Annotated in this window: 25 protein-coding genes; 17 read left to right on the forward strand and 8 right to left on the reverse strand. The window is 43.6% G+C overall.

What is annotated here, in order from left to right:
• A partial coding sequence (locus BM613_RS12415; protein WP_219930688.1) for a BPL-N domain-containing protein occupies positions 1-704 on the forward strand: 704 nt, incomplete at its 5' end.
• A 220-nt stretch (positions 705-924) separates the two neighbouring features.
• Entirely contained in the window at positions 925-1,932 is a 1,008-nt protein-coding gene (gene desA / locus BM613_RS12420) for a Delta(5) desaturase DesA (protein ID WP_109431522.1), read from the forward strand.
• 49 nt (positions 1,933-1,981) lie between these two features.
• Here desA and BM613_RS12425 read toward each other — a convergent pair whose 3' ends face one another.
• The 4 genes from BM613_RS12425 to BM613_RS12440 are packed head-to-tail and all read right to left on the reverse strand — an operon-like array spanning position 1,982 to position 5,501.
• Positions 1,982-2,842: a metal ABC transporter permease gene (locus BM613_RS12425; RefSeq protein ID WP_109431500.1), complete on the reverse strand. Its 861-nt coding sequence runs from the start codon at positions 2,840-2,842 to the stop codon at positions 1,982-1,984.
• 1 nt (position 2,843) lies between these two features.
• A complete protein-coding gene (locus tag BM613_RS12430) occupies positions 2,844-3,710 on the reverse strand; it encodes a metal ABC transporter permease (RefSeq protein ID WP_181363140.1) in 867 nt (288 codons plus the stop codon).
• Entirely contained in the window at positions 3,691-4,530 is an 840-nt protein-coding gene (locus BM613_RS12435; protein WP_109431502.1) for a metal ABC transporter ATP-binding protein, read from the reverse strand. Before BM613_RS12435 ends, BM613_RS12430 begins: the two co-directional genes overlap by 20 nt.
• The gene (locus tag BM613_RS12440) at positions 4,527-5,501 is read right to left on the reverse strand and encodes a metal ABC transporter solute-binding protein, Zn/Mn family (protein ID WP_219930689.1); all 975 of its coding nucleotides are present in this window, start codon (positions 5,499-5,501) and stop codon (positions 4,527-4,529) included. The genes BM613_RS12435 and BM613_RS12440 overlap by 4 nt, the downstream gene beginning before the upstream one ends.
• A 180-nt stretch (positions 5,502-5,681) precedes the next feature.
• On the opposite strand from BM613_RS12440, the gene trhA reads away from it, so the two are divergent.
• On the forward strand, positions 5,682-6,332 hold the full coding sequence (gene trhA, locus BM613_RS12445) for a PAQR family membrane homeostasis protein TrhA (protein WP_109431503.1): 651 nt from the start codon (positions 5,682-5,684) through the stop codon (positions 6,330-6,332).
• A gap of 23 nt (positions 6,333-6,355) precedes the next feature.
• Here the strand turns inward: trhA and BM613_RS12450 are convergent, their stop codons facing one another.
• Positions 6,356-7,246, reverse strand: a complete 891-nt coding sequence (locus BM613_RS12450) for a DMT family transporter (protein ID WP_109431504.1) — start codon at positions 7,244-7,246, stop codon at positions 6,356-6,358.
• Positions 7,247-7,487: 241 nt separating this feature from the next.
• Here BM613_RS12450 and BM613_RS12455 point away from each other — a divergent pair, with 241 nt between their 5' ends.
• The 8 genes from BM613_RS12455 to BM613_RS12490 all read left to right on the forward strand — a co-directional run bounded on the left by BM613_RS12455 (position 7,488) and on the right by BM613_RS12490 (position 14,689).
• A complete protein-coding gene (locus BM613_RS12455; RefSeq protein WP_109431505.1) occupies positions 7,488-8,696 on the forward strand; it encodes a CaiB/BaiF CoA transferase family protein in 1,209 nt (402 codons plus the stop codon).
• Between the two features lie 2 nt (positions 8,697-8,698).
• Positions 8,699-9,640: a hydroxymethylglutaryl-CoA lyase gene (locus BM613_RS12460; RefSeq protein ID WP_109431506.1), complete on the forward strand. Its 942-nt coding sequence runs from the start codon at positions 8,699-8,701 to the stop codon at positions 9,638-9,640.
• Between the two features lie 13 nt (positions 9,641-9,653).
• Positions 9,654-10,718 (forward strand): amidohydrolase family protein, encoded by a 1,065-nt coding sequence (locus tag BM613_RS12465; protein ID WP_109431507.1) that lies wholly within the window; start codon positions 9,654-9,656, stop codon positions 10,716-10,718.
• Positions 10,719-10,732: 14 nt separating this feature from the next.
• Complete coding sequence (locus tag BM613_RS12470; RefSeq protein WP_109431508.1) at positions 10,733-12,106, forward strand: MFS transporter; 1,374 nt, start codon at positions 10,733-10,735, stop codon at positions 12,104-12,106.
• Positions 12,107-12,352: 246 nt separating this feature from the next.
• The gene (locus tag BM613_RS12475; RefSeq protein ID WP_109431509.1) at positions 12,353-12,607 is read left to right on the forward strand and encodes a YhjD family protein; all 255 of its coding nucleotides are present in this window, start codon (positions 12,353-12,355) and stop codon (positions 12,605-12,607) included.
• Positions 12,604-13,863, forward strand: coding sequence for a DNA polymerase IV (locus BM613_RS12480; protein WP_109431510.1), 1,260 nt, complete (start codon positions 12,604-12,606; stop codon positions 13,861-13,863). The genes BM613_RS12475 and BM613_RS12480 overlap by 4 nt, the downstream gene beginning before the upstream one ends.
• Positions 13,860-14,177, forward strand: a complete 318-nt coding sequence (locus BM613_RS12485) for a YolD-like family protein (protein ID WP_109431511.1) — start codon at positions 13,860-13,862, stop codon at positions 14,175-14,177. The genes BM613_RS12480 and BM613_RS12485 overlap by 4 nt, the downstream gene beginning before the upstream one ends.
• A 122-nt stretch (positions 14,178-14,299) precedes the next feature.
• Positions 14,300-14,689 carry a VOC family protein gene (locus BM613_RS12490; protein ID WP_109431512.1) on the forward strand — a complete coding sequence of 130 codons (390 nt, stop codon included), beginning with the start codon at positions 14,300-14,302 and terminating at the stop codon, positions 14,687-14,689.
• A gap of 107 nt (positions 14,690-14,796) precedes the next feature.
• Here BM613_RS12490 and BM613_RS12495 read toward each other — a convergent pair whose 3' ends face one another.
• From BM613_RS12495 to ahlS, 3 genes are read right to left on the reverse strand one after another with little or no spacing between them, the layout of a single operon-like run.
• Positions 14,797-16,251 carry an NAD-dependent succinate-semialdehyde dehydrogenase gene (locus BM613_RS12495; protein ID WP_109431513.1) on the reverse strand — a complete coding sequence of 485 codons (1,455 nt, stop codon included), beginning with the start codon at positions 16,249-16,251 and terminating at the stop codon, positions 14,797-14,799.
• Positions 16,252-16,271: 20 nt separating this feature from the next.
• Positions 16,272-17,396: a zinc-dependent alcohol dehydrogenase family protein gene (locus BM613_RS12500; RefSeq protein WP_109431514.1), complete on the reverse strand. Its 1,125-nt coding sequence runs from the start codon at positions 17,394-17,396 to the stop codon at positions 16,272-16,274.
• A gap of 53 nt (positions 17,397-17,449) precedes the next feature.
• Positions 17,450-18,298, reverse strand: coding sequence for an AhlS family quorum-quenching N-acyl homoserine lactonase (gene ahlS / locus BM613_RS12505; RefSeq protein ID WP_109431515.1), 849 nt, complete (start codon positions 18,296-18,298; stop codon positions 17,450-17,452).
• Positions 18,299-18,652: 354 nt separating this feature from the next.
• Here ahlS and BM613_RS12510 point away from each other — a divergent pair, with 354 nt between their 5' ends.
• The 6 genes from BM613_RS12510 to BM613_RS15860 all read left to right on the forward strand — a co-directional run bounded on the left by BM613_RS12510 (position 18,653) and on the right by BM613_RS15860 (position 26,039).
• Positions 18,653-20,029: a sigma-54 interaction domain-containing protein gene (locus BM613_RS12510; RefSeq protein WP_109431516.1), complete on the forward strand. Its 1,377-nt coding sequence runs from the start codon at positions 18,653-18,655 to the stop codon at positions 20,027-20,029.
• Between the two features lie 379 nt (positions 20,030-20,408).
• Positions 20,409-21,944, forward strand: a complete 1,536-nt coding sequence (locus tag BM613_RS12515) for a proton-conducting transporter transmembrane domain-containing protein (protein WP_181363141.1) — start codon at positions 20,409-20,411, stop codon at positions 21,942-21,944.
• Positions 21,941-24,427, forward strand: a complete 2,487-nt coding sequence (locus tag BM613_RS12520; RefSeq protein ID WP_109431518.1) for a YbcC family protein — start codon at positions 21,941-21,943, stop codon at positions 24,425-24,427. Before BM613_RS12515 ends, BM613_RS12520 begins: the two co-directional genes overlap by 4 nt.
• Positions 24,428-24,547: 120 nt before the next feature.
• Positions 24,548-24,838 carry a helix-turn-helix transcriptional regulator gene (locus tag BM613_RS12525; protein ID WP_109431519.1) on the forward strand — a complete coding sequence of 97 codons (291 nt, stop codon included), beginning with the start codon at positions 24,548-24,550 and terminating at the stop codon, positions 24,836-24,838.
• Positions 24,839-24,866: 28 nt separating this feature from the next.
• On the forward strand, positions 24,867-25,412 hold the full coding sequence (locus BM613_RS12530; RefSeq protein WP_109431520.1) for a GNAT family N-acetyltransferase: 546 nt from the start codon (positions 24,867-24,869) through the stop codon (positions 25,410-25,412).
• Between the two features lie 282 nt (positions 25,413-25,694).
• Positions 25,695-26,039 carry a glycosyltransferase family 2 protein gene (locus tag BM613_RS15860; protein WP_109431521.1) on the forward strand — a complete coding sequence of 115 codons (345 nt, stop codon included), beginning with the start codon at positions 25,695-25,697 and terminating at the stop codon, positions 26,037-26,039.
• Positions 26,040-26,192: the final 153 nt, after the last annotated feature.

A 26,192-nucleotide genomic window follows, 5' to 3' on the forward strand; every position in this document is an offset into this window, starting at 1 on the left:
CGCGAGAGCCTGCGAGAGTGCAAAGGTATAGGCTTTTAGAACCCCCTGGCTTTAGCCATGGGGAGGTTCAGTATGCAGGATTAGGAGATCGAGGTCTTGAGAAGATTCGTTCATTTATTGAACGGGGTGGTGGTTATTTGGGTTCGTGTGCAGGTGCATACCTGCCACTAACCGCAAGACCAAATACTCCAGAAGCACATATGTGGTTAAATATTGTTCCGGCTACGGATCTTTCAGGACTTAATTATTGGCGGACAGGAACTGGATTTGTACGCATTGCTTTGACGCAAGAACATTCCAGTTATTTTATGGGACTACAATGTGGCCCGGACACTCCATTGGATGTAATTTATTGGGAGGGGCCGATTTTCCGTTTGGATTCTGAAGCAAATCTTCGTGTGCTTGCTGTTTATGACGAATTTTTATCCTCAGGTGCTGCAGTTCATCAGTGGGAACCGGTGGAAAATGACTGTGCTACTGATTCACTTCACTGGAACAATCCATTAACTCAAGAGCGTTTTTTGCGCTTTATGAAAAATCAACCTGCAGTCATTGAAATGCGTTATGGGCATGGAACGTTAATTCTTTTTTCGTTTCACCCTGAATTTGGATTTCCGCAGGCTCCGTGGAAAGGGAATCCACTTCACCTCTCGATTATCCATTCGATCTATTCGTTAAGCGCAAATTGTACAATCTTTGCATGAGAGGGAATGTGAAAATGCGGATTGTATTTTTGAACCTGCGGCCGTATAATGTGTATGAAGGATATTGACTTAGTACATCCACTTTTCCTCTATCTCCACTTGGATGACACACAGATGGCCTGCACCGCAATGCAGCCTTCCTCTTTGCTCGCAATCTACTCATTTCTGATCGTCCGACCTAGAAATAGATTCTTCTGTGTTTAAAGAAAGGAAGAGGAATATCCAAAAAAACCAAAGCAATTTGAAAACAGACCTTGCTCCTTACCAACATTCAGATATTAGAAAAAGTTTGTGGCAATTAACAAACACGATTCTTCCCTTTTTTGCGCTATGGATCCTCGCTTACTTGAGTTTGTCTGTGTCTATATGGCTTGCACTCGCTCTTACGATTCCAGCTGCTGGGTTTCTTGTTCGATTATTCATCATTTTTCATGACTGTTGTCACCATTCGTTCTTTAAGAGTCGAAGGGCAAACGAGATGATCGGAATCTTTGTGGGTTTTCTCGCTTTTTTCCCGTATCACCAATGGAAGTTTGAACACTCTGTACATCATGCGACAAACAGCAATTTGAATCGCAGAGGCAGAGGAGATATTTGGACGCTTACAGTAGATGAATACATGGCGTTGCCTCTTTATCGGCGAATGGCCTATCGGCTGTACCGCAATCCACTTATTATGTTTGGGCTTGGTCCGCTATTTATTTTGCTAATTCAATACAGATTTAATCGAAAAGGGGCAGGAAAGAAAGAGCGTTTCAATACCCATGCGACGAATATTGCGCTGCTCGCAATAATTATATTGATGAGTTGGGGATTGGGATGGCAGAAATTCCTTCTGATTGAAGGACCGATTCTTTATTTGTCAGGTATGGCTGGAATTTGGTTGTTTTATATACAACACCAGTTTGAAGACAGTTACTTTGAGAAAGAAGAAAATTGGAACTATGTGCATGCTGCCCTGCATGGCAGTTCATTCTATAAGTTACCGAAAATTTTGCAATGGATGACGGGGAATATTGGATTCCATCACATTCACCATCTTGGTCCTCGTGTTCCGAACTATCATCTACAAAGGCTTTACGAAAACAATCCTATCTTGCAAAAGGTTCCAACGATTAGCTTGTTGTCCAGTTTGCGCTCATTACGCTATCGTGTATGGGATGAAGAGAGTAAGAAATTTGTGAGTTTTCGTGGTATGATCCGCCTTAGATCTGGCGTAAAGACATGAAGTCTCTATAGTTGTGAAGGTAAACAGGGGAAGTTGCAACTTCTCCTGTTTACCTTCTACCTGATTGATTTAAAAGTCGTCGTTTTCTCTTCACAGACTTTGCAAAAAAACGTGAAATGGCATAGATGAGGGTAGCAATTACGGCAACAAAGAAACCAACGGGCCACCCTGTGTCATATGCGATACATAGGGAGATCCATGCTGTGAGGAGAGAAAAAGCGATTGATAACAAAATCGCGTGAGTGGGTCTGTGAGTCGTGTAAGATGCAGCTGCTGCAGGGGCTATCATTAAACTAAAGGTTAAAAGTGTACCCGTGATCGGCATGATAATCGCAGTTGCGAGTCCTGCGAGTACTAAAAAAGATATTTCTACTTTACCGATAGGGACTCCATGTGCACGAGCTCCCTCTGGAAGAATCGAAGCAAATAACAGTGGGCGAAACAACACAATAAGGGATATAATAGAAAAAAGTCCGATAGCTCCTGTAATCGCGATATCTTGGGTACTGATTCCTAGAATATTTCCAAATAGCAACGAATAAATTCCATTTGCATAAACATTGCTTACATCTAGAAATAGTGCCCCTAAGCCAAGCAGAAACGCAAGCGTCAATGCAGTTCCTGCATCATGACGACCTTTTTTCCCAAGAAATCCGATCATGAGTGCTTCTCCTACGGCAAATATAAGAAGGTAAAGCAGGGTATTTTGGCCGAAAAGAGCAGCACCTGCTGCACCAGCAAAGCTTCCTTTGGGAAGTGCATGTGCGATAAATGCGGACCCACGTAAGACTACAAAGAATCCGACAAACCCAGCAAGTATGGCAACTATAGAAGATCCGATCCACGCATTCATCATGTAACTCTCAGTAAATAGACCTGGGCTAAACATCATCGACCATAAATTTCTCATATTACTTTGACCCCTTTGTTGTAAAAGAATAAATGACAGAATAAAAGAGTAAAATGATACTGACAACAAAAAAACTCACAGGCCATCCTCGTCCCACAGGAGGCAATTGAGCACTATCGTAAGCAAGCACAATACTAAGCCACATAGTCACTAATCCAACGAACACGGACAACAGAAGAGTAGTACCTAAGCGCTTTGTCAATCGAATCGCGATCGCTGCCGGACCAATCAAAAGCACTGTACTTAAGAGTGCCCCTGTGACAAGAGCCGACTGCTCCACAGTGAGTACTAAGGCACTCATAAACAGCAAACTAACAGTTCGTAGAGGAACTCCTCGTGTGTATGCGAGATCGGGATTTATGGAACTTAGCAGCAGAGGACGATACAAAATCACAAGCAAGAGTAAAGTAACGAGTTCAAGTATGATAACAATAGATACTATGCTTGGATTTACAAGAAAAATTGATCCAAAAAAGATTGTCATCGGCGCTCCTGTCGCAGTTGTCTTTGTTGTTACATAGTATAAAAATAGGGATCCTAATCCTAGCATAAAGGAAAGTGTGATTCCTGTAGTCACATCGCGTTCTCGCGGAGTTCGACCGAGCATATCCATGCCAAGCCCACCTAATAATCCCATACCAATAAAACCCCATAGTGTATTGATGCCGAGAAGGAATGCTCCGGAGGCTCCTGTTGCACCAAAGTCTGCTAGTGCATGGCCTGCAAAAGCTTGTCCGCGAATCACAGCAAAGACCCCTACTATAGCTGAGGTTATAGCAACCACACTGCCAAGTATAAGCGCGTGAGCAACTTGTGGACTTTGAAAAAGCCCTGGCGCAAGTAGAAAGTTAAGAAATTTTGTGATCACATTGTGCCTCCATGCCGCATTCATCTTCTTTTTCACTAACAACGAGAATTCGGTTATGAATGCGCAGTACTTCAACTTCATAGCCGTAAATCTTACTGAGGACCTCTTTTTGTACGACTTCATCCAGTGTTCCAATTGCTGCCTGTCCATTTACAAGATAAATAATTTTATCCATGACGTGAAGGAGGGGATTCATGTCATGCGCAACGAGTAAGACAGCAATTTTACGGGTGCGCGCAACGTCAGCAACGAGTTGTATAACCTCATGTGCACTGCGTAAATCTAGATTAGACAGTGGCTCATCTAATAATAGTAACCGGGGATTGGAAAGTAGCGCCTGCGCGATAAGTAAGCGTTGTTGTTCCCCTCCTGAGAGTCTTCCGACAGGTAATTCGGCATAACGGAGCGCATCAACCGCATGCAAAACTTCATCGACTTTGTGTCGTTTTTCTCGATTAGGCAAGGGGAATCCAAATCGATGACCATCGAGACCAAGTGCTACGAGATCGCGCGCTCGTAGAGGAATGTCAGGATCGAGTTGTATTTTTTGCGGTACATAGCCAACTAAGCGACGATGAGCCCCTTGTATTCTTATCCCGTTTATAGATGCAGTTCCCTGAGTCGGTTTGATCAGTCCAAGTATTACTCGTAACAAGGTTGTCTTTCCGGCTCCATTGGGTCCAATGAGTCCAACAAATTCACCAGATCTGATCGATAGGTTGATGTTCTTGAGAATTGTCCGCTGTCCATAGATCACTTGAATATTTTCTAGTGTTAATAGTTGTTTATCGTCGCTTGTGGTTTCTGTAAAATTTTTCATGATAGTCTCTCCGTTGAAATGTGATCTTGCAATGCATTTTGTAAAGCGAGAACTTCATCTGTCATCCACGATTGATAGGTATGCTGATACGGTAATGTCTCATAGATCCCTACTACTGGAATATGGTTTGCGTTTGCTAGTTGAAGTAAGGAGAGGGTTAGGGCATCGACAACTTGTTGATTATAGAGAAATACTTTTACTTGATGTTTTATAAGTAACTGTTCTACCGTGTTTACATCTTGAGGAGAAGGATCCGTTCCGTTCATGATGGCTGCTTGAAAACTCCAAGGTGTTTTATTTGTTAAGTTTGCTGCGGTTAACAAATCATCACAGACCGGTTCCGTTACTGCGACAGGTGAATGAGAAAATTTTTGTTTCACTTGTGCGATTGCGTGATCCCAAGTTTGTAATGATTGTTCAAAAATATGAAGATTATGCATGAAATACGTTTTATGCACAGGAGCGAGTACAGCTAAATCCGTTGCAATAGCCTCGGCGACACGCGGCATCGTACTCGGTTGATACCATAGATGGGGATTAGGCGTTGTATTTGGATCATCAAGAAGTGTTTGAACATCGATGATTTCTCGTTTTGTATTTGGTGAAGCCGCTTCTAATTGGTTGATAAAATCGTCGTATCCGAGTCCATTTTGTACAATTAAATTCGCGCGCGCAATTTGATTGGCCGTTTGTGGACTTGCTTCATACGTATGAGGGTCAGTGTTCGGATCACTGATGATCGCTGTAGTAGAAACATATTTTCCACCAATTTGTTGGATTACATTTGCATAAGTATTCTCTGCACCTACTGCATAGATCACTGTATTTTGTATCTGTTGATCTTTACTTCCATAAGGTGGGGACGTGGAATTTGATGAATCCGCAGTACATCCAGCGAGACTCATAAGAGCAAATCCTCCAATAAGACTTAGACGGAGCGTCATAGAATACAACTTGTTTTCAGAACGCATAGCGCACCTCCAATTGCACATTTTTCATTCAGACTACGAGGATTATATCGTAGCGATTACGTATTGTAAATAGTAATTACTACGTTTTTAGAAGAGTATACATGGGATTTTTGCCTATTCAATCGAGATTTCTAGAGGTATACTACATAAAGCGTGACATAGGGACACAAGATAGGGGGAATTCTTGCGAAAACACATACATTCACACAAAAACAGGAAATTGGGAATTCTGTGAGTCATGGACTAGGTATTGTCTTTAGTCTTGTCGCGTTTGTTTTGCTTGTTTTTTCTACTGTGCGACAGGGGAATCTTTTACACCTGATCAGTGCACTGGTGTTTGCATCTACGATGCTTTTACTCTATAGTTGCTCCACACTTTTGCACAGTTTACCACCCGGGCGCGCGAAAAATGTGTTTGAGATTTTGGACCATTCAGCGATTTACTTATTTATTGCGGGGAGTTATACACCACTTTTACTTATTCTTGTAAAGGGGCGGGAAGCTGGGATTTTACTTAGTCTCATATGGACAATTGCCTTAGGTGGAGTTGTGTTCAAAGGGTTTTATGTAAAAGAATTCCTCCTCCTATCTACCATAGGATATATTGCATTAGGGTGGATGGCTGTATTCGTCATTCAACCCATTTTACATGCATTACCCTTTATGGGCGTTTTTTATTTGTTTGCGGGCGGATTTTTTTATACAGTCGGGACTATTTTTTATGTATGGAGGAAACTAACTTATCATCATACAATATGGCATTTATTTGTTTTGGCGGGGAGTGTATGTCACTTCCTTTTGATCTATCAGTATGTCTTGCCTCTCTCTTAGTCTTTATTGCTTCGAGTGAATTCCTATCCTTTTCCTGAAGCTGAAAAATGCTGCCAACTAATCAAAGCGAGGGCGAAAAAGATCAAAACCATCCCCCAAGCCTCCCAAGTACCTGGTCGTTCCCCCAACTGTACCCATGCGGCGAGTACACCGATAAGAGGGCTGAGCAAGGTTGTCATTCCAGCGATTCCTGAGGGGAGTTTATCGACTGCGTAAGCCCAAAGGAATAACGCTAGAGCGCTCCCTGGAATCGCATTATAAAGTAATGCTCCAAGAAAAAGTGGAGTCCAGTGAATATGTATTGGTTCAACGAATAGAGCTAGCAATGCTAATGCGATTCCGCCAAACATCATTTGCCAAGTAGTTACACTAAATAGATTTACATTTTGAGGTGCATACTTTTTTTGCCAAAGAGCCGATGAGGCCCAAAACACACCTGCTAACCCTGCGAGTAGGGTCCCCAGAGATTGCCTTTGTTCATGCCAAGGATGGAGAATGCAGAGCAAGCCGAATAAAGCGAATGTGAGTGCAGGCCATTGCAGCCCCCGTACACGTTCTCCAAGTATAGGCCAAGCGAAGATCAGCAACCAAATCGGCATCATATATACGAGAATGGCTGTTTGTCCTGCTTTTCCATACTCTAGTGCCCAGAGTGAAAACCCCACAAATCCGGTCGTTTGCATCAGGCCTAATGGGAGAACATACTTCCACGAGGGCATCGTCAAGGGGCGTTTAAATAAGAGTAAGATTAAAAAAAGTACGAGTACACCGATCAAAACGCGCAAAGCTGCAAATAGCAATGGAGGAGAGTCGTTTAAGGCTTCTTTCATGATCACCCAGTTATATCCCCAGATTAGAGTCAATGTAATGAGCGCAACGAGGGGAAGAACTTTAGGCCTTAGATTTGAATCCATATGCAAGCCTCCATTTGTTGAATGTCCGTTAGTATGCAAAAACTGACTTTGCAAAAACGCTTGATTCTTATGTTATCACAGAATCATCCTTGGTTTCCTTGGAATCCAGATCAGTTGTTAAGTACTTTTCGTAGTAGTCATAAAAATTTGTATTGACTGATAGTATATATGAGTATATGATAATCGAAAATCGGACTAACCAGTAGCCCTTTCGGGATTGTGGATGAAAGAGGGGAAGAAAATGGAGAACGTTGTATACGGACCTCTTACAGGCATCCGCATCTTGGATATTTCGACGATGATTGCAGCACCTTATGCCGCTACGTTATTAGCGGATCTTGGCGCAGAGGTGATTAAAGTAGAACTGCCTGGTCAAGGGGATACCCTGCGCCATGTCGGCCCCTGGAAAGGAGATGAGCCTCTGCGTTGGCCAGGTCTTTCCCGAAATAAAAAATCGATCACCCTGAATTTACAGTCCCCCAAAGGAAAACTTCTTTTTATGAAACTCGTTCAAACGGTAGATCTTGTCATTGAAAATTTTCGACCTGGAACTTTAGAACGCTGGGGATTGGGGTATGACGTATTAAAAGAAGTAAATCCCCGCCTTCTGCTCGCACGCGTTTCAGGGTTTGGTCAAACGGGCCCATATCACGAGAAAGCTGGATTTGGAACGCCTGGAACGGCCTTTAGTGGATACACCTATTTGCAAAGGTATCGTGATCGTCCTCCTGTGAGTCCTTCATTTTCATTGCTCGACTATATGACTGGAGTTTATATTGCCTTCGCTTCAGCCAGCGCGCTGTATTATCGTGATGTACACGATCAGACAGAAGGTCAAATCATCGAAATGGGACTTTATGAATCACTATTTCGCATGATGGAATTTTTAATCGCTGAGTATGACCAATTGGGAAAAGTGCGAGAGCGTAGTCCGAACTTATCAGGACACTCAAGTCCAGGGGGAACTTATGAAACAAAAGATGGCAAGTGGATGGTGTTAGTGGCTTCAACTGACGCGACGTTTGAACGGTTAGCTCGTGCAATGGATCGTACAGATTTACTTCTTGACTCTAGGTTTCACACGAATGCTGAAAGGTTAAAACATGATGCGGAATTAGACCACATTGTGCGCATGTGGATCCATGAACACACGCAGCAAGAAGTGTTAAAAAAGTTAGATGTATATGCGGTTCCCATCAGTCCTATTTATAGTATTGAGGACATCTTCAACGATCCTCATTATCAGGCAAGAGAAAACATCGTTGAGATCGAGCACCCGCGCTTGGGGAGCATCAAGATTCCGAATGTGGTGCCGCGTTTCTCAAAAACACCGGGCACAATTCGTCGACGTGCTCCTGAATTAGGAGAACATAATCAAGAAATTTTTTGTGAACAACTAGGACTTTCCAGTGAGGATCTTAAAGAATTACAGCAGGAGGGGGTGATTTGAATATGAATCTTCCTCATCAAGTAACAATTTGTGAAGTTGCACCGAGAGATGGTTTTCAAGCAGAGCCAAAATGGATTCCGACTGAGGATAAAGTTGAAATGATTCGCGCTTTAGCAATGACTGGAGTTTCGCAAATTGAAGTGACTTCGTTTGTTCATCCAAAAGCGATCCCTCAGTTGCGAGACGCTTTTGAGGTGGCCACGCAAGTGCAAGATCTACCGGGGATCACTCTGCGTGCACTCGTTCCCAATGTCGTCGGCGCTAAGCGGGCAATTGATGCGGGAATCCACAAACTCAAATTGATGCTATCTGCAACTGATTCTCATAGTTTAGCGAATGCGAATTGCAAAGTGGAAGAAGCGTTAGAAAAATTGGATCCTGTTTTCGACTTGGCGGCTCAAAACAATATTACTGTAAGCGGTTCCATTTCAGTGGCGTTTGGATGCCCTTATGAAGGTGTTGTTCCTATCGATCAACTCATTCGGATTATTACGCGCTACCAGGAGCGTGGAGTTAATGAAATTTCTCTAGCTGATACTACGGGAATGGCAAACCCGAAGCAGATATATGAAGATTTAGAAATTTTTAACCAGGAGTTTCCGCATCTTCGTTTTAGCCTACATTTACACAATACGCGCGGACTGGCTTTAGCCAACGCATTTGCTGCTTTGCAACAGGGAGTCACACATTTTGACGCGTCTGTCGCTGGATTAGGAGGATGCCCTTATGCACCTGGAGCAACAGGGAATGTCGCTACGGAGGACTTGGTTTATGCATTTGAAGAAATGGGGATTCACACAGGCATTCATATCGAGTCACTCCTCTCTATTGCTCGACGAGTGCAAAAACAATTTCTACAAAATGGTGAGAGTTTTCTTCTGCGTGCAGGGACATGTTCCCAATTGCATTCAAAACCTGACCATCAAGAGAAATTAATAGATTAAGGAGTTGCTCGGGATGGCTTACCTGGCTTTATATGGAGGGAATACATTAGATGAGATCGGATTGAGTGAGAATGTAGTATACACCATTTCTCTTTCGGGAAATGAAGATGTCGAGATTTATTTGCAGGAGGACGATGTCTTTTTCCCAGGGTTTATTGATATTCACGCGCACGTAGATATTTCTACACAGAGCATTGGTTGTACACCAGGATCGCTTCTTCGATCAGGAGTGATTGCAGCGGCGGACGCAGGTACCTTCGGCTATGCCACTTGGAAAAACAATCGACAAACGCGAGATTTTGCTGTACGTGATTGGATTTCGCTCATTCCAGATGGGTTAGCTCAACATCCACATGTTCCTTCTTTTTGCTTAGAGGATTGTGATTGGGGGAGAAAGTTAACCTCTTTGTTTCAACATGATCGCGATCAACTCATCGGTTTAAAAATTCGTTTAGGCCAACACGATCAACAGGAGGATCGCCACTTGCTTATGCTAGGAGTCAAGTGGGCGCGTTATTTAAGGGTACCTCTCATGGTTCATCCAACAAAAACATTTCTTTCAATTGAGGAGGTGGTGGAGCCCCTGCAAAGTCAGGATATTCTGACACATGCTTTTCAAGGACATCAAGGTTCGATCGTTCAGCAGGGGAAAGTCGTTTCAAAAATATTCGACGCGATGGAACGAGGCGTATGGTTGGATGTTGCGCACGGCGCAAACCACTTTTCTTTTGAAGTGTTTCAACTTGCACTGGCAAATGGGATCGTTCCGCACACTGTGAGTACAGATCTGACACAAAACACACAGAATAAACCCCCTGTTTACAATTTTGCCTATGTGGTTTCTAAATTGTTGGCAGCAGGGATGTCGTGGAGAGAAATTTACCGTGGGAGCTTTGCTCATCCATTTCAATATTTTAACACGCAATTATCGCTGAATCACCTTGTTGTCCTTCAATTCAACGAACGGTTAGAGGTATTTCGAGATGCTATGGGGCAGGCCATTGTAGGTAGCGGAGTATGGGAAGTTATGCTCGTCGTCGCAAACGGGCGGCTGGTATTCAATCGATACACTCAATAAGTGAGGTGAAACAGATGTCTATGCAACTACAAGAAGTAACCATTGCAGATCGAATGAATCGTTTACCTGTCACAAAGTATTTTCATCGGCTAGTTGCCCGAATTTCTACTGGAGGATTTTTCGAGTTCTATGAACTCTTTTTATCTGGTTCAGTTGGTGCAGCACTCGTTGCTGAAAAAATTATTCCCGTAAGTGGGTTGGCTTACTTTATTGGAGCAGGATTTCTTGGTATGTTTTTTGGAACTTCACTTTTTGGGAGAATGAGTGATCTGGTCGGAAGGCGTAATGGGTATGTATTTTCATTGCTGATTTATTCTTTTTTCACTATTTGTATGGCGTTTGCTTCTTCTGCACAATGGATCGACTTGTTTCGATTCTGTGCGGGCGTCGGTGTGGGCGCACAACTCGTGATTATCGACACTTACATCAGTGAAATGACGCCTGCATCAAAACGAGGATATTATATCGCGTTTAGTCAGTTTATTACCTACTGGGCTGTCCCGGTCGTGGCTTTTTTCGCTTACTTGCTCGTTCCCACCCACTTTTTAATGGAAGGTTGGCGTTATGTGGTTCTCATCGGCGCTCTAGGCTCTGTCTTCGTATGGTGGATTCGTTTAGGATTGCCAGAATCCCCGCGCTGGCTAGAAAAAAGAGGGCAATTCGAGAAAGCGCATACAGCTATGAATCAACTTGAACAAGAAGTAATCAAAGAGATCGGTACCCTTCCGCCCCTTCAGCACAATGACGAAGCGATTGAGGAAAGGGGGAGTTTCTCAGAAATTTGGGTCCCGCCCTATCGTTCTCGCACGATCATGCTCATTATCTTTAACTTATTCCAGACGGTAGGTTTTTATGGATTTGCAGCCTGGGTTCCAACTCTTTTGATTAGTGAAGGAATTACACTCCTTCATTCGCTGTTGTATACCTTTATTATCGCCATTTTCAATCCGCTCGGTCCAATTATTGGAATGCTTACTTCAGATCGCTTTCAACGGAAATGGCTCATTGTCATTGTCTCTATTGCCATTGTCTCTATTGCCATTGCAGCGTCAGGCATTCTCTTCTCGTATATGCGCATTCCGTTTTGGATTATCGTGATGGGAATTATCTTGACACTGCTAAACAATTGGTTTAGCACATTGTTTCACTCTTATCAGGCAGAGCTTTATCCCACGCGAATACGCGCGACTGGCGTCGGATTTACTTATAGCTGGAGCCGTTTGAGTTCTGTATTTACAGGTTTTTTGATCGCTGATTTGCTCAAATCTTTTGGTGTAACCGGCGTATTTATTTTCATTTCGTCGGCAATGTTGATTGTTGCACTCGTCATTGGAATTCTCGGGCCAAAAACTAATCTGCGCACGCTTGAGGACATTGCATCTCACTAAATCATGCTCTGTGTTGATAAAACAGTTCCCGAAAAGGGGGCTGTTTTTACGTTGTAGTACGCCCGGCATGGGCGGTTTCTATAGGGTGAAAGTCCCGAACGGGGGTTGGCGACAAACTATCGTTAGCCACAATTCGTATATGGGATAAAATACATGTTGCAGTTCAGCGAACATTTGTTTGTATTTTTGTTGAGTTTGCATATAATAGCAAATAAGAACATATGTTCAGTGGTGGGGGTGTGTGTGTTGAATCGGCCAACCGCTCTGATTCGTCGTCTGTTGATCACAGAGGCTTTGCAAGAATTCATGACACGTGAGGTGGTACGCATCAAGGAGGAGATGCGAGCGGAAGGAATCAAAATTCTAGATCGAAAAGACAACCCACAAGACGTGTGGGTTCAGTACAAGTTTGGAAATGAATTCGAAGAGGCTATATTCATGCGAAGAATGTTAGACGCAGAAAGTCGTAATCGCGCAAAACGAACAGGGATGATCACGTGACAAAACTCATTTATGGTCTATGCGATATGCAATCTTTCTATGCTTCGTGCGAGGTTGCATCTCGCGAAGAATTTGCTGCACAGCGCAAAGAATTTGACGATTCGAGTGATCCTGCTTTGGTTGTGGCAGGCGATCCGGCTCGAAGATCGGGGATTATTTTAGCTGCCACGCCCACTGCTAAAAAGTTCGGAGTAAGCAATGCAATGCGTCTTGGAGAAGCCTTGCGACTTTATCCACGGCTTCTCGTTGTAAGGCCACACATGGAGTTTTATCTGCAAGTGAGTGTTCGTATCCAAGAAGTGATGAGACAATTATTCCCACTTCAAGAGCAATTTTCTGTAGATGAGGGATTTTTTGCGTTTCCTTATCCTTCTCACTTATTTTCTGATCCAATTGCTGTAGCTCGTAAACTGCAACAGAGAATCTGGGATCAGTTCCGCATTCGAAGTAGAATTGGATTAGCCCCTAATAAATGGATGGCGAAGATGAGCAATGCACAGGCGAAAAAAACACCGGGTGGCATCGTATGGTGGCATGAAGAAGAGATCCCTACTTTGTTGCATGCTTTGCCGGTAGAAGAGATGTGGGGACTTAAAAAACGTGCGGAAATCCTGAAAACCGAATTCAATGCACAGACAATTGGAGATGTGGCAAAGATCCCTATTGGTCATTTGCGCGCGAGGTTTGGCGTCTGGGGAGAAGTGATCAGCAGATGGTCGCATGGCGAGGATCATTCGCACATTAACCCAAACAGCTACGGTGCACCTCATAAAGGATTTTCTCATCGCACAACACTGCCACGCGATTTTTATACTCGTCATGAGGTGGCTGTTGTCATTCTTGAATTGCTCGATGAGGTTTGCTATCGCCTTAGACGAGCACATCAATCAGGTCGAAGGGTGGGGCTTGGGATCACCTACGAGAAATTAAGTGGAGGTTTTTGGAGGATGCGGACATTGCCGCAGCATACGAATACACCTGAGGAATTATATCCTGAGCTATTGAGACTGCTCGATCAACATTGGGATGGGGTTACGGGTGTGCGCGCCGTTTCAGTTGGAGTTGATCAGTTGCAATTTACGGAGGCCTTGCAACTCTCTTTTTTTGTTGACATACCGAAACGCAAGGGATTGTATGAAACTGTCGATCAGATTCATGAACGCTTTGGCGAAACGAGTCTCATTCGTGCTGTGAGTCTGACAAAAGCAGGACAGTTGCGAGACAGGAGCGAAAAGATTGGAGGTCATTATGCATGAACATCAATGATGGGAACATTTTTGAGTCCATGCGACTCGTACTTCCAGAACATCGGAGATTGATGTTGGATTGGAAGCGACAGCGCAATGTAAGACAACTACCTGTTTTGTCAGAAGATGAAGCGGCACAAATCCATTATGCGCTTTCAGAGGCGATTGCAAATGGCTCTCGAGTTCGTGTGACATTGTACGAACTACAGGGGGATATCGTACTAGAAGGCATCCTGTCATTTACTGGACAACTGCGAATTGTGACGGAGGAAAACGTACAAATCATCGATATAGAGAGACTGCTCAGCGTTGAGCAGATCTAAAAGTTCTTAACTCCTCATACTACTTATTTACATTTATAAAAAATGGGATACTATCATAGGGTATCTTATGAGTATAACAAAGTTTTGTAAAATGAAATAAGTCATATGAAGGAGGGATTTTTGTGCCATTTTCTTTTCACGGGATTGATCATATTCAATTGGCTGCACCTAAAGGATGTGAATCAGAGGCACGTCATTTTTTTTCAAATATTTTAATGTGGCAGGAGATACCAAAACCAGAGGCACTGCAAAAAAATGGAGGGGTATGGTTTCGGTGTGGAGCGCACCAAGTGCACATCGGAGTGGATCCTCATTTTACGCCTGCTAAGAAGGCACACCCAGCTTTCTATGTACAGAATTTAGAAGATTTACGCGAGCATATAGTTGCTAATGGATACACAGTTCAAGAAGATGCACTTTTACCTGGAGCTGAGCGCTTTTATGTGATGGACCCATTCGGAAATCGGCTTGAATTTCTCGAGTGGATGCATACTGAAAATCACGTTAGATAGGGAGTAGGGGAGAGCATACTCATCATCTTTGAAATAGAGTAGTTATCAATCCCTGCGCACCTTTAGATACGCAGGGATTAAACAGTAATTCTTTCATGTACAAAATATCATGTATTTTCTGAGAGAATGCCGCCAAGAGAAATGTACTTTACATCTAAATATTCATCGATTCCATGATGGCCACCTTCTCTTCCCAAACCTGATTCTTTGATTCCGCCAAATGGAGCCTGAGCGGTAGAAGGGAGTCCATCGTTCGCACCAAGAATACCAAATTGTAATTTTTCAGACAATCGAAATACGCGACCTATATCACGCGTAAAATAGTAGGCTGCTAAGCCATGGTGAGTGTGGTTTGCGCGTTCTACAACTTCTTCTTCTGTATCAAAAGGGATGATCGCAGCTACTGGCCCAAAAGTTTCTTCCTGTGTAATGAGCATGGAATCCGTTACGTTAGTAAGTACAGTGGGTTGGTAGAAATAACCTACCTCAATCCCGCGAGAGCCCCCCAAGATGATCTTGGCGCCTTTTTCGGCTGCATCTGCTACATGGCGCTCCACCTTTTCTACAGCTGCAGGTTCAATGAGAGGTCCAACTTGAACGCCATCTTCCATCCCATTTCCGATGCGCAATGCACTCAATTTTGCCACCAATCGATCAGTAAAAGATTCTAGAATGGGGCGTTGAACATAGATTCGATTTGCAGCTACGCAACTTTCACCCATGCTGCGCATTTTCGCAATAACCGCATTTTCTACCGCGGCATTAAGGTCAGCATCTTGAAATACAATGAAAGGAGCTTGCCCTCCGAGTTCAAAAGACACTCGTTTCATCGTGTCAGCTGCTTGCTTCATCAGTAATTTTCCAACCGCGGTCGATCCAGTAAAAGAAACTTTACGTACATGAAAATCATCCATCGCAACTTTCACCAATGAAACAGGATCTTTTCCAACTACGACAGATAATGCTCCTTTTGGTAAACCAACTTCAGAAAAGATTTTCGCAATTGCAAGTGCAGTCAGAGGTGTTAATTCTGAAGGCTTTACAATCATGGGGCAACCTGCAGCAAGTGCGGGTCCTAACTTACGAGTAATCATAGCTGCCGGAAAATTCCAAGGTGTAATTGCAAGAGACAATCCAGCTGGACGTTTGATGACAAGAATACGTTTATCAGGGGTATTTGCAGGAATTGTTTCACCATAAACCCGTTTCGCTTCTTCGGCAAACCATTCTAAAAAAGAAGCTGCATAAGCCACTTCTCCTTTTGCTTCTAAAAAAGGCTTTCCTTCTTCACGGGTCATGATTTCAGCGAGATCATCTGCTCGTTCATACATGAGATTGGCTGCTGCAAGCAGAATCTTAGATCGCTGTGTAGCGGTAGTATTTGCAAAACGATCTTGGACAGCCATTGCGGCATCAATGGCTAGCTTCATGTCTTCTGGCCCAGCATCTGGTACCCTAGCAATGACTTCTTCAGTGGCTGGGTTAAGCACGTCAAAATATTCCCCAGAATAAGCAGTACGCCATTCTCCTCCAATAAAAAGCAGGGATGTATCAATCGTCATTTTATCCTCACCTTTCAAATTTACAACATAACCACAATGCGTGCTGCTTCTCCGCGGTCGAGTCGATCAAATCCTTCGTTAATCTGTTCTAGTGAAATTCGATCTGTTAGTAAGTGGTTAACTGGTAACTTACCCAGTTTGTACAGTGAAATATATCTTGGGATGTCACGCGAAGGGACGCAACTTCCAATATAAGAACCTTTAAGCGTTCGTTCTTCTGCGGTTAGAGATACCGGAGATAACGCGAACTGCTGATTGGGATGGGGCAATCCAGAGGTCACCGTAGTTCCGCCTCGTCGAGTAATGCGATAAGCTACATCTAATGCAGCAACTACACCTGCCGTTTCAAATGCATAATCTACTCCGCCATTTGTTGCTAATCGAATTCGATCGATGACGTCAACTTCTTTTGAATCAAATGTTTCTGTGGCTCCTAGATTTTTTGCAATCGCGAGTTTGTCAGGATTCACATCTACTGCAAGAATGCGAGCCGCTCCAGCAACTTTTGCTCCAAGTAAGGCACTCAGTCCGACCCCCCCAAGACCAATAATAGCGACCGTAGTGCCAGGTGCAATTTGTGCAGTATTTACTACGGCCCCAACTCCCGTCATGACCGCACAACCAAATACTGCGACTTCATCAAAAGGGAGGGAGGGATCTACTTTGACAAGAGAGTGTTGATCGACTACAGCATAGTCAGCAAATCCAGAGACCCCCAAATGATGGTGAATTTCTTGGCCGTGCTGATGAAGACGATGATCACCGCTGAGCAAAGTACCTTCGTTATTCGCACGTGCACCAGGTTCACATAAAGCGGGTCTGCCTTCTTTACAGGGTGCACAATGACCACAACTAGGTACGAAGGCGCATACAACGTGATCGCCTACTTGTAGATCAGCGACTCCTGGACCTAGACTCGTGACAATGCCTGCAGCTTCATGTCCAAGTGCCATTGGCATAACGCGCGGGCGACTGCCGTTGATCACGGATAAATCAGAATGGCACAATCCAACTGCCTTAATTTGTATGAGAACTTCTCCGCGACCTGGAGGATCCAGGTCAACTTCTTCAATTTTTAAGGGCTTACTTTCAGAATAAGGACGAGGAAGCCCCATCTCATAGAGAACTGCAGCTCGTGTTTTCATCGTGATTCCCCCCATTGAAAAAACGAATTCAATCGCTTTGTACAAAGCAATGATTATTCATAGTAACCCTCATCTGATTTGATGAAGGATTTGAATTGCGCTGCATCATGGCCAAACCACACTTGTGAATTCGTCTCTTTTGCAAGACGATGAATCCGTTCTACTGTTTTTACATAGCCGAGAGAGTCATAAATAATTCCTGGTAACTTAATAGGTGGGCCATAATTTTCGGAAGAGTAAATGGCATCTGATGCAAGAATAATTGACCCGGTTCCTGGTAGATCAACGTGTAGTCCCAGAAGTCCGTAAGCATGCCCACTACCAAAGTTTAAAATACGGATGCCTTCAGCCAATTTCAAATGATCTTCATCTCGTTTAATGGCTTGAAATTGTAGATTGTTTTTAAGCCATGCATCAATATCAGCCCAGACATATGCACCCTCGCTGCGATTTCTTGCATAGGTACGCAATGTTCCGTTTAATTCATCTTCGTGCACGATAATCGTGGCATTTGTGAACATCTCTAAACAACCTGCGTGATCTAAATGCAGGTGGGAAGCGATTACATAGCGAATTTCCTCTGGGCGTACACGCAATTGCTCTAAGCGATTGGGTAAGTAGCATTCCTCAGGAGCAATCCAGGGAAACATTTTTTGCGTTTCTTGTGTCCAACGACCCTCAGTTCCCATAGATTTTGGATTACAAGAGGTATCGAAAAGAATTTTCCCTTCTGGATGATCGATTAAAACAGAGTAAATAGGGAACTCTATCATTTCTGTTTGTGCGTTAGGATGATCAATGGATGCAGGGTTATGCATGGCGATCATCCAATTTTTATCCATGCGCATCCTTCCGTTGTCAACCACATAAAGTTTTGGATGGGCGTTGATTATGTTTGACATGTAAAATCCTCCTTGTGTATTGGATTTTCTCGTTGCTCGCGATACAATAAAATGCGAGCCTATGATTTAGGGTGCAAAACCACATCGAATATGTGATGGTTTGCTAACTTAGAGCAAAAAACATGCCACAAAAAATGATTTTGATTTACGATTGTTATGCGAGTTATTGGAGGTGGGAAGCATCGACCGGTGAAAAAGTTCACTGCCTGGAAGAATGATTCGCCTCTTTGTTTTTAGAACATTCGAAATTGCAGAAGGTGATAAAATTCACCATTAGGGTGTTTTCTCACCACCACGAGAGTGTCCCTCATTAAACGATTTGTCTACATTTCGAACTCAGGAGATTGAAAATCTATGGGGATCAGGGATCTACATTTATCAAATGTTTGCACGTGTGGGGTACCAAGTGAAATGGCGCAAATTGCAGAATTTTCGACAGATGGGATCTATGTCGTGGATGGTAGAGGCATCACACTTTATGTGAATTCAGCTTATGAAAAGATGACTGGGTACAACCGGACAGAATTGATCGGACAACACATGCGAGATTTAATGAATAGAGGCTATTTTGACCAGTCTGTTTCTTTACTAGTGTTAGAACAGAAACGTGAAATATCTATTGTGCAGCGCATTGGGAAAGACAAAGAAGTCGTTGTTACAGGAAATCCTGTTCGGGATTCACATGGTGAAATTTTGATGGTAGTGACGAGTGTGCGCGATGTTACGGAACTGAATCGTATGGCAAGAGAATTAAAGAAATATCAATATTCGACGAATGATGATCTAGAAATGATCTTTGAAAGTAACGAAATGCAGAGAATCTATGAGCAGGCAATGACAATCGCTCCATTTCCAACAAGTGTGATTCTTACAGGCGCATCAGGGGTAGGAAAAGAAGTTTTAGCCAATTTTATTCACAATCAAAGTGATCGCAAGGAGCAAGCTTTTATTAAAATAAATTGTGGGGCAATTCCGGAGTCCCTATTAGAAACAGAGCTATTTGGGTATGAGAATGGGGCATTTACCAATGCAAGAAAAGAGGGGAAAGTGGGATTGATTGAGCTGGCAAATAAAGGGACACTTTTGCTGGATGAAATTTCCGAAATGTCAATGCCAGTACAAGTAAGCCTTCTCCGTGTCTTACAAGAAAAAAAGGTTCGCAGGGTAGGGGGAACGAAATCGATTCCAATCGATGTGCGAATCATTGCAGCGTCCAATAAAGATCTCCACAAAATGGTCAAACAAGGTCAGTTTAGGGAAGATTTATTCTACCGAATCGCTGTAATAGAAATCGCGATTCCTTCATTAAAAGATCGCAAAAAAGATATTCGGCCCTTAATAGATCATTACTTGACCTATTACTGTAAGCGATTTCGCTTAGATAAGCAATTGACAGAAGAATGTTACGATTACTTAGAACGCTATGCGTGGCCAGGTAATATTCGAGAATTAAGGAATGTTGTAGAAAATATAGTTGTTGCTACTTCTTCACATTGTATAACGCCAGAACATCTTCCGCTGCCCATTCGAAATCAAAGTGAAACCGACGTGGTAGCAAAATCGAATCTTTCGGATGGATTAAAATCAGAAGTTGAACGATATGAGCGGATTGTTATACAAAAAGCATTGGAAAAGCACGGTTCAATTCGCCAAGCTGCACATCATCTCAAGATCGATCACTCTACCCTCATCAAAAAAATGAAGAAATTATGTATTGAAAAGCCATCTTAATGCCATCTTCTAGAAGATAAGATCATAAAAAACAGTCATAAATCATTTCCACTTAATTTTAGGGTGGAGATGATTTTTTGTTTTCTTAGTTCCAATCAGATCGAATCGATTGTTGTATCTTCTTGTTTCATTTTGTATAATAAAAACGAAGATAAATTCATGATAAAAATGTCGTTTGTTTATTGAGTATTTCATTCGTTATTTAACTGCCAATTGTTACGAAGGTCCTTGAAAGGTGGCTATTGTGATGCATTTTGCTTTAAATATGATAACCTCCACGCTCATGCTGATTTTGCCTTTGCCCTTGTTCTTTCTTGGACTTTTGATAGGAAGGAGAAGCGGACCTGAACACCCAATTCGAGGAATGAGGAGAATGATCATGGGGAGCGTATGGTTCTCTTTGATCTGTGCAATAGGAGCCACAGGAACCTATGCAGAAGGGATGGTCCAATCCACACCTTATTTTTCATTTGATTTGCCGTTTGGTCTCGGACAACTAGCGATTCGTACAGAGGTCAATGATCTTACTGTCGTGATGCTGTTGTTGGTTGCTTTCGTTGGGTTCATCGTGGCTCGCTATTCATACACTTATTTGGATGGCGACTCCCGTAGAATGTATTTTCTGCGATGGTTCAGTCTTACGTTAGGTTCTTTTTTTACGTTGATTGCAAGTGGAAACATGTGGTTTTTTATGCTTTCCTGGATTGCTACGAGCTTGTTTTTAAATAAATTACTGGCATTTTACCGCGATCGTCCTGGAGCAGTGCTTGCTACTCGCAAAAAGTATCTGCTCGATCGGATTGCAGATGTAAGTTTATTTGCAGCTTTTGTGTTGATTGTCCGTACATTGCATACGTCTCAATTCTCTCACATCGCCACTGCACTCACTGTGATGCATGGCTCTCTACCCGTCGCTTTGCAGATCGCGAGTGGTCTTCTTGTCTTGAGTGCTGTGCTAAAGAGTGCTCAATTCCCATTTCACGGATGGCTTATACAAGTTATGGAAGCCCCGACTCCTGTATCTGCTTTGTTACACGCGGGAATTATTTACACAGGAGCGTTTTTAATCTTACGTATGGCGCCTCTACTAGCGCGGGTCGAGTGGGCTCAAGGTGCGTTGATCTTGATCGGGTTATTTGCCCTAGCAATGACTTCTCTGATGATGATGACATCCACACAGATTAAAGGTTCACTTGCCTATTCAACTGGTGCACAGATGGGTTTTATGCTTTTGGAATGTGGTCTTGGTCTCTATAGCCTGGCGGTTTTGCATATTATCTCGCACTCAGCTTACAAGGCACATGCTTTTCTATCGTCAGGAAGTGTTGTCGATCATTATCGGGCACCTGTGTTACCTCATGTTTCTCGCACAGCAACCGTGTGGAATTTGGTTTTAAGTCTCTTGCTGTCCACTTTTATCGCAAGTGGTATAGGAATTCTAGTGGGAGTGCATTTTTCCAAACAGCGGGCTTTGATTGTGATGGGGGTAATCCTAACGGTGGCGATTTCCCAGTTATTTTTACAAGTTCTCAACAAGCAGAAAATCAAAAAAAGCAGATTGCTATTGACGATGATCGTTGTAAGTTTATCTATATCTACGGCCTACTTCGGGCTCGATGCACTTTTTGAAGTGCTACTTGGGAGGAGCTTTCCTGCTGTGCAAGTTTTAACAAACACGCTCGGGAATTTACTCTTAGGACTGATCACCGCTGTATTTGTAGGTTTATTACTGATCCAGCAAATGCTCCCTCGCATCAGGTATTACCCATTTTGGCAGTATGTGTACGTGCATTTATACAATGGACTTTATATGGATATGTTACTCACCCGTTGGGTCCAGAAATTTGGGCCAATCGGCTATCTTGAATTTGTACAGAAAGTGAAAGAAGGCCGTTCACAGGAGGTGATCTCATGAATGCGATAGAAGCAAATGAAACTAAGCTAAGCGAAAAAGTGGAGATAGCTTGCCAACGAATCGCACCCTTATGGCCAATTCAAAATCTTGTCGCAGTGAATCCCTATTTTGGATTGCACGATCAAACGTTTTGGCAAGCTCACAAAACGCTTGAACGAATCACTGGTGTGGGACTGTGTATGCCCCATACCTATTATCGAGAGCAAATTGCAAATGGGCGCATTACGCGTGTAGATTTGGCAGAGGCACTAAAGGAGCTTAGGAGTTCATGGGATGTTTCGACTTTTGAGCAAAAACTTGCAGAAGAAACTCCTGCATCAGTGACACCCCTCCCACTTTTTACGGACGTGCTGGGAGAATTCGAGCATTTGGATTGGTCGAATTTCGTTGTTGAGCGAATCAGTCAATATTGTGCCGCCTATTTTGATGAAGGACAAGCGCTGTGGGCGATGCCTTGGCGTGAGAAATCACTTTATGAGGCATGGATTCAGTTTGCGCAAATCGATAAAAGCACTTGGACGATGGGGTTACGAAATATAAATAAAGTGCTAAGCGACTTGCCAGATACCGCAATCGATGCGATCAGATGGGCATTGCATGAACTCGCTATCCCAGTTGCTGCAGTCGATGAGTACTTATATGCTGCATTACTTAGCATTGGGGGATGGGCGGGATGGACTCGTTACTTGCGCTGGCAAGCAGAATTGAGAAAAGAACGTGATGACTCGATCCGCGATCTACTCGCGATCCGTTTAATCTGGGACGCCTTGCTCCATAAAATGCGCGATCGTGAGAAACTACATGTACAGTGGCTCCAAGCCATGGCAAGATATACGAAACCTGCGATCTCAATTCAAGTGGGGCAACAAATTAGTGCCGTATTACAAACGGCTTTTGAGATAAACTATCAAAGACAATTGGCAACGTCCTTGTCCACAGCAAAAGAGGTAACGAAGAGGCAGGAGCGTACTGATGTGCAAGCTGTATTTTGCATCGACGTACGTTCGGAAGTTTATCGTCGTGCATTTGAAACGGTTGCATCGCGAGTTCAGACCTTCGGAATGGCTGGATTTTTTGGTATCCCTATGGAATATGTTCCCCTTGGGAGTGTTAAAGCCAAAAGACATTTACCCATATTTTCCACGCCGATCTATCGTATCTGTGAGCACCTCGATCATGCAGATCCATCAGAATCAAACAAATGGATCGTGCAACGCCAAACGCAAATGCGTGTATTTGATGCTTGGAAAATATTTAAAACTTCTGCTTCATCGTGTTTCTCGTTTGTTGAGGCGGCTGGTTTATGGTCAATCTTGAAGCTCATAAGTGACAGTATAGGGTGGACTCGGCCAGTCCCACATCCCGATCGCAAGGGTTTACCAGAGAAAATATACAGACGCTTAAGCCCGCGATTGAACTCTTTTGACTCTGCTGTAAAGGAAACCGGTACGTGTATGACAGATCAATTCACAGGTATTCCGGAAGATTTGCGCCCAACAGAGGCAGAATCGATCTTGCGCAATATGGGGTTGATCCGAGATTTCGCACGAATTGTACTTTTTGTTGGACACGGCAGTACATCTGTTAACAATCCACAAGCTACTGCGCTTGATTGTGGTGCCTGCGCTGGTCAATCTGGTGAAGCGAGTGCCCGTCTTGCAGTTGCATTATTGAACGACCCAAAAACTCGTAGGGGACTTTTGGAAAAAGGGATCCTGATACCCGATGACACATTTTTTGTCGCAGGGTTACACGACACAACAACGGATGAAATTCAATTGTTTAACACAGAAGTTTTACCATCTTCCCATGCAGATGATCTTGTTCAATTGCGTAGCTGGCTGGATCAAGCTAGTCAATTCGCTCGATTGGAGCGTGCTTCTTTGTTTGGAATGCATGATGCTCCATTGACTACAATCACAGCAGATTTTAAACGACGCACCCGCGATTGGGCTGAAGTGCGCCCAGAGTGGGGATTGACCGGTAATGCAGCGTTTATCGTGGCTCCACGCAGTCGTACAGTGAATTGTAATTTGGCGGGCCGGGCTTTCTTACACGATTACAATTGGCATGACGATACCAATTTTGCGACCTTACAACTGATTATGACGGCGCCCATGATCGTGGCTCACTGGATCAATATGCAATATTACGGGTCAATGGTCGACAATCGAAGATTTGGTAGTGGCAACAAAGTTCTGCATAATATCGTGGGCGGTTCCATTGGTGTTCTAGAGGGGAATGGGGGAGACTTACGCGGTGGGTTAGCTCTGCAATCACTTCATGACGGGAAACGATGGATTCACGAGCCTATGCGTCTTCATGTTTTTATTGAAGCCCCGCGAACTGCTATCGACGATGTGATCGCCCATCATCTGATCGTTAGGAATCTCATTGAGAACGCATGGCTGCATCTTTTCCAGATTGATGAAGATGGAAGTATCTTTCGGCGTGGAACGGATAAAAAATGGACTCGCTACTAGTATCTGTCCATTTTTATCCATGGAGTGTATGAAATCATCCATAAAATAAAGCGAGGAGTTGCAGATTGGTATATCATGAAACTATAGTCGTCATATAAGTAAATGGTGGTGGCAGTTCCAATGGCAGAATGGACATTTCTAACGAATCACGCGCAAGTTTTGCTTTGTATTGTAAGAAATGGGGATAATCGTTTAACGGCCAGAGAAATTGCCGAGATCGTTGGAATTACGGAACGAGCGGTGCAGCGTATTCTTGACGACCTCGAGAATGCAGGTTATATCAGCCGCTTTCGAGATGGTCGAAAAAATCGCTATGAAATACATCCAGAACTGCCCATGCGTCATCCTGCGCAACGCGGGCTCGCGATTAAAGATCTGCTCGAGTTACTCTCCCTTCCGGGGTGGGAATAACACGGCGGTTTCGAAAGGATATACAACCATGTTCTACTATTCAGTCAGTGACGAGATGCAACTTAAATTGCTAGAATTGCGAGATGCAGAAGAAATCTTTGCCTTAACAGATATGTCCCGTTCTTACCTGCGGGAATGGCTGCCTTGGGTGGATGCCACGCGGACGGTCGAAGATTCAAAAGCATTTATTCAATCCACGCTTCAGCAATTTGCCACCAATAGTGGCTTTCAAGCCGGGATCATATACAAAGGGGAGCTTGCCGGTGTGGTTGGGTTCCATGACATACACTGGACTAACAAATCGACATCGATTGGGTATTGGCTTGGGGAAGGATTTCAAGGACAAGGAATCATGACAAGCGCATGTCGAGCGATGGTCAATATCGCAATCCAGGAATACGAATTGAATCGGATTGAAATTCGGGCTGCGGTTGGCAATCGCAAAAGTCGAGCTATCCCGGAACGCCTCGGGTTTAGACAGGAAGGGACTTGTCGTCAGGCAGAGTGGCTTTATGATCACTATGTCGATCACGTTGTCTACGGCTTGTTGAAGGAGGATTGGTGTCGCCCATGAAACGTCGCGGAATTCAACACTTTGTCCCTAATGAGTGAGTGTTGTCACGTCTCTCCATCAGTGCTCGGAAAGAAAGGCACATTTCGTGTAGATCCTTCACCCCCTTAACCTCCTGCAACAATACATCTCGGTACAATCTATCTTGTTCATCTAAGTGATCTTCTCGCGAAACGGATCGAGGAGCGAGTTGCGCTTAGAACGAATGACAGTCGGAACTTCCTGCTTATCCGCCTCATCCGATTATAGGAAAAAACATCTTTCTGGCTGACGAGTCCTTGACCCATATGCTGTCTAGGGGGCAATGGTCAGTTTGTACGTACAGAAATTCTGAGAGAGGTCGGGGGATGGCGAGAGGATACATTGGCAGACGATTTCGATCTCACTTTAACACTCATGTGCCATGGCTATCAAGTTAAATATGCAGACATTACTATATGGCAAGTAGCAGTTGCCTCTTTTCACCCAATGATTCGTCAACGAACAAGATGGAGTCAAGGTAATATCCAATCAACCATTAAGCATTTCTGGAGCACGATACGAAACAAAAGAATTCCGTTAGTGACGAAATTGGATACCTTATATGTATTTTCAACAATGCTCCAGAGTAGTGTCCGTTATTATGTGTAAAAGTGCGTAGGCTCGAGACTGCGCACTGGCTCTATCAAATAAGATGAGCCATTCGGTTTCCTCTGGTAGAATGGGTGTGTCAAGTACTCACTCACAGAAGGAGAATCCAAATGGCTCAACCTCAGTTTACGATAAATCTCGATCTTTTGCAGT

This window comes from Sulfoacidibacillus thermotolerans (assembly GCF_003144315.1).
Taxonomy (GTDB): domain Bacteria; phylum Bacillota; class Bacilli; order Alicyclobacillales; family SLC66; genus Sulfoacidibacillus; species Sulfoacidibacillus thermotolerans.

Bases quoted from the DNA above. Each gene is read 5' to 3' on its own strand.
- BM613_RS12525 (WP_109431519.1), top strand. From the start codon at position 24,548: ATGGCAGAATGGACATTTCTAACGAATCACGCGCAAGTTTTGCTTTGT.
- BM613_RS12465 (WP_109431507.1), top strand. From the start codon at position 9,654: ATGGCTTACCTGGCTTTATATGGAGGGAATACATTAGATGAGATCGGA.
- BM613_RS12460 (WP_109431506.1), top strand. From the start codon at position 8,699: ATGAATCTTCCTCATCAAGTAACAATTTGTGAAGTTGCACCGAGAGAT.
- BM613_RS12435 (WP_109431502.1), bottom strand. From the start codon at position 4,530: ATGAAAAATTTTACAGAAACCACAAGCGACGATAAACAACTATTAACA.
- ahlS (WP_109431515.1), bottom strand. From the start codon at position 18,298: ATGTCAAACATAATCAACGCCCATCCAAAACTTTATGTGGTTGACAAC.
- BM613_RS12450 (WP_109431504.1), bottom strand. From the start codon at position 7,246: ATGGATTCAAATCTAAGGCCTAAAGTTCTTCCCCTCGTTGCGCTCATT.
- BM613_RS12495 (WP_109431513.1), bottom strand. From the start codon at position 16,251: ATGACGATTGATACATCCCTGCTTTTTATTGGAGGAGAATGGCGTACT.
- BM613_RS12500 (WP_109431514.1), bottom strand. From the start codon at position 17,396: ATGAAAACACGAGCTGCAGTTCTCTATGAGATGGGGCTTCCTCGTCCT.
- BM613_RS12425 (WP_109431500.1), bottom strand. From the start codon at position 2,842: ATGAGAAATTTATGGTCGATGATGTTTAGCCCAGGTCTATTTACTGAG.
- BM613_RS12530 (WP_109431520.1), top strand. From the start codon at position 24,867: ATGTTCTACTATTCAGTCAGTGACGAGATGCAACTTAAATTGCTAGAA.
- BM613_RS12440 (WP_219930689.1), bottom strand. From the start codon at position 5,501: ATGCGTTCTGAAAACAAGTTGTATTCTATGACGCTCCGTCTAAGTCTT.
- BM613_RS12485 (WP_109431511.1), top strand. From the start codon at position 13,860: ATGAACATCAATGATGGGAACATTTTTGAGTCCATGCGACTCGTACTT.
- BM613_RS12470 (WP_109431508.1), top strand. From the start codon at position 10,733: ATGTCTATGCAACTACAAGAAGTAACCATTGCAGATCGAATGAATCGT.
- BM613_RS12510 (WP_109431516.1), top strand. From the start codon at position 18,653: ATGGGGATCAGGGATCTACATTTATCAAATGTTTGCACGTGTGGGGTA.
- BM613_RS12455 (WP_109431505.1), top strand. From the start codon at position 7,488: ATGGAGAACGTTGTATACGGACCTCTTACAGGCATCCGCATCTTGGAT.
- BM613_RS12515 (WP_181363141.1), top strand. From the start codon at position 20,409: ATGGGGAGCGTATGGTTCTCTTTGATCTGTGCAATAGGAGCCACAGGA.
- BM613_RS12520 (WP_109431518.1), top strand. From the start codon at position 21,941: ATGAATGCGATAGAAGCAAATGAAACTAAGCTAAGCGAAAAAGTGGAG.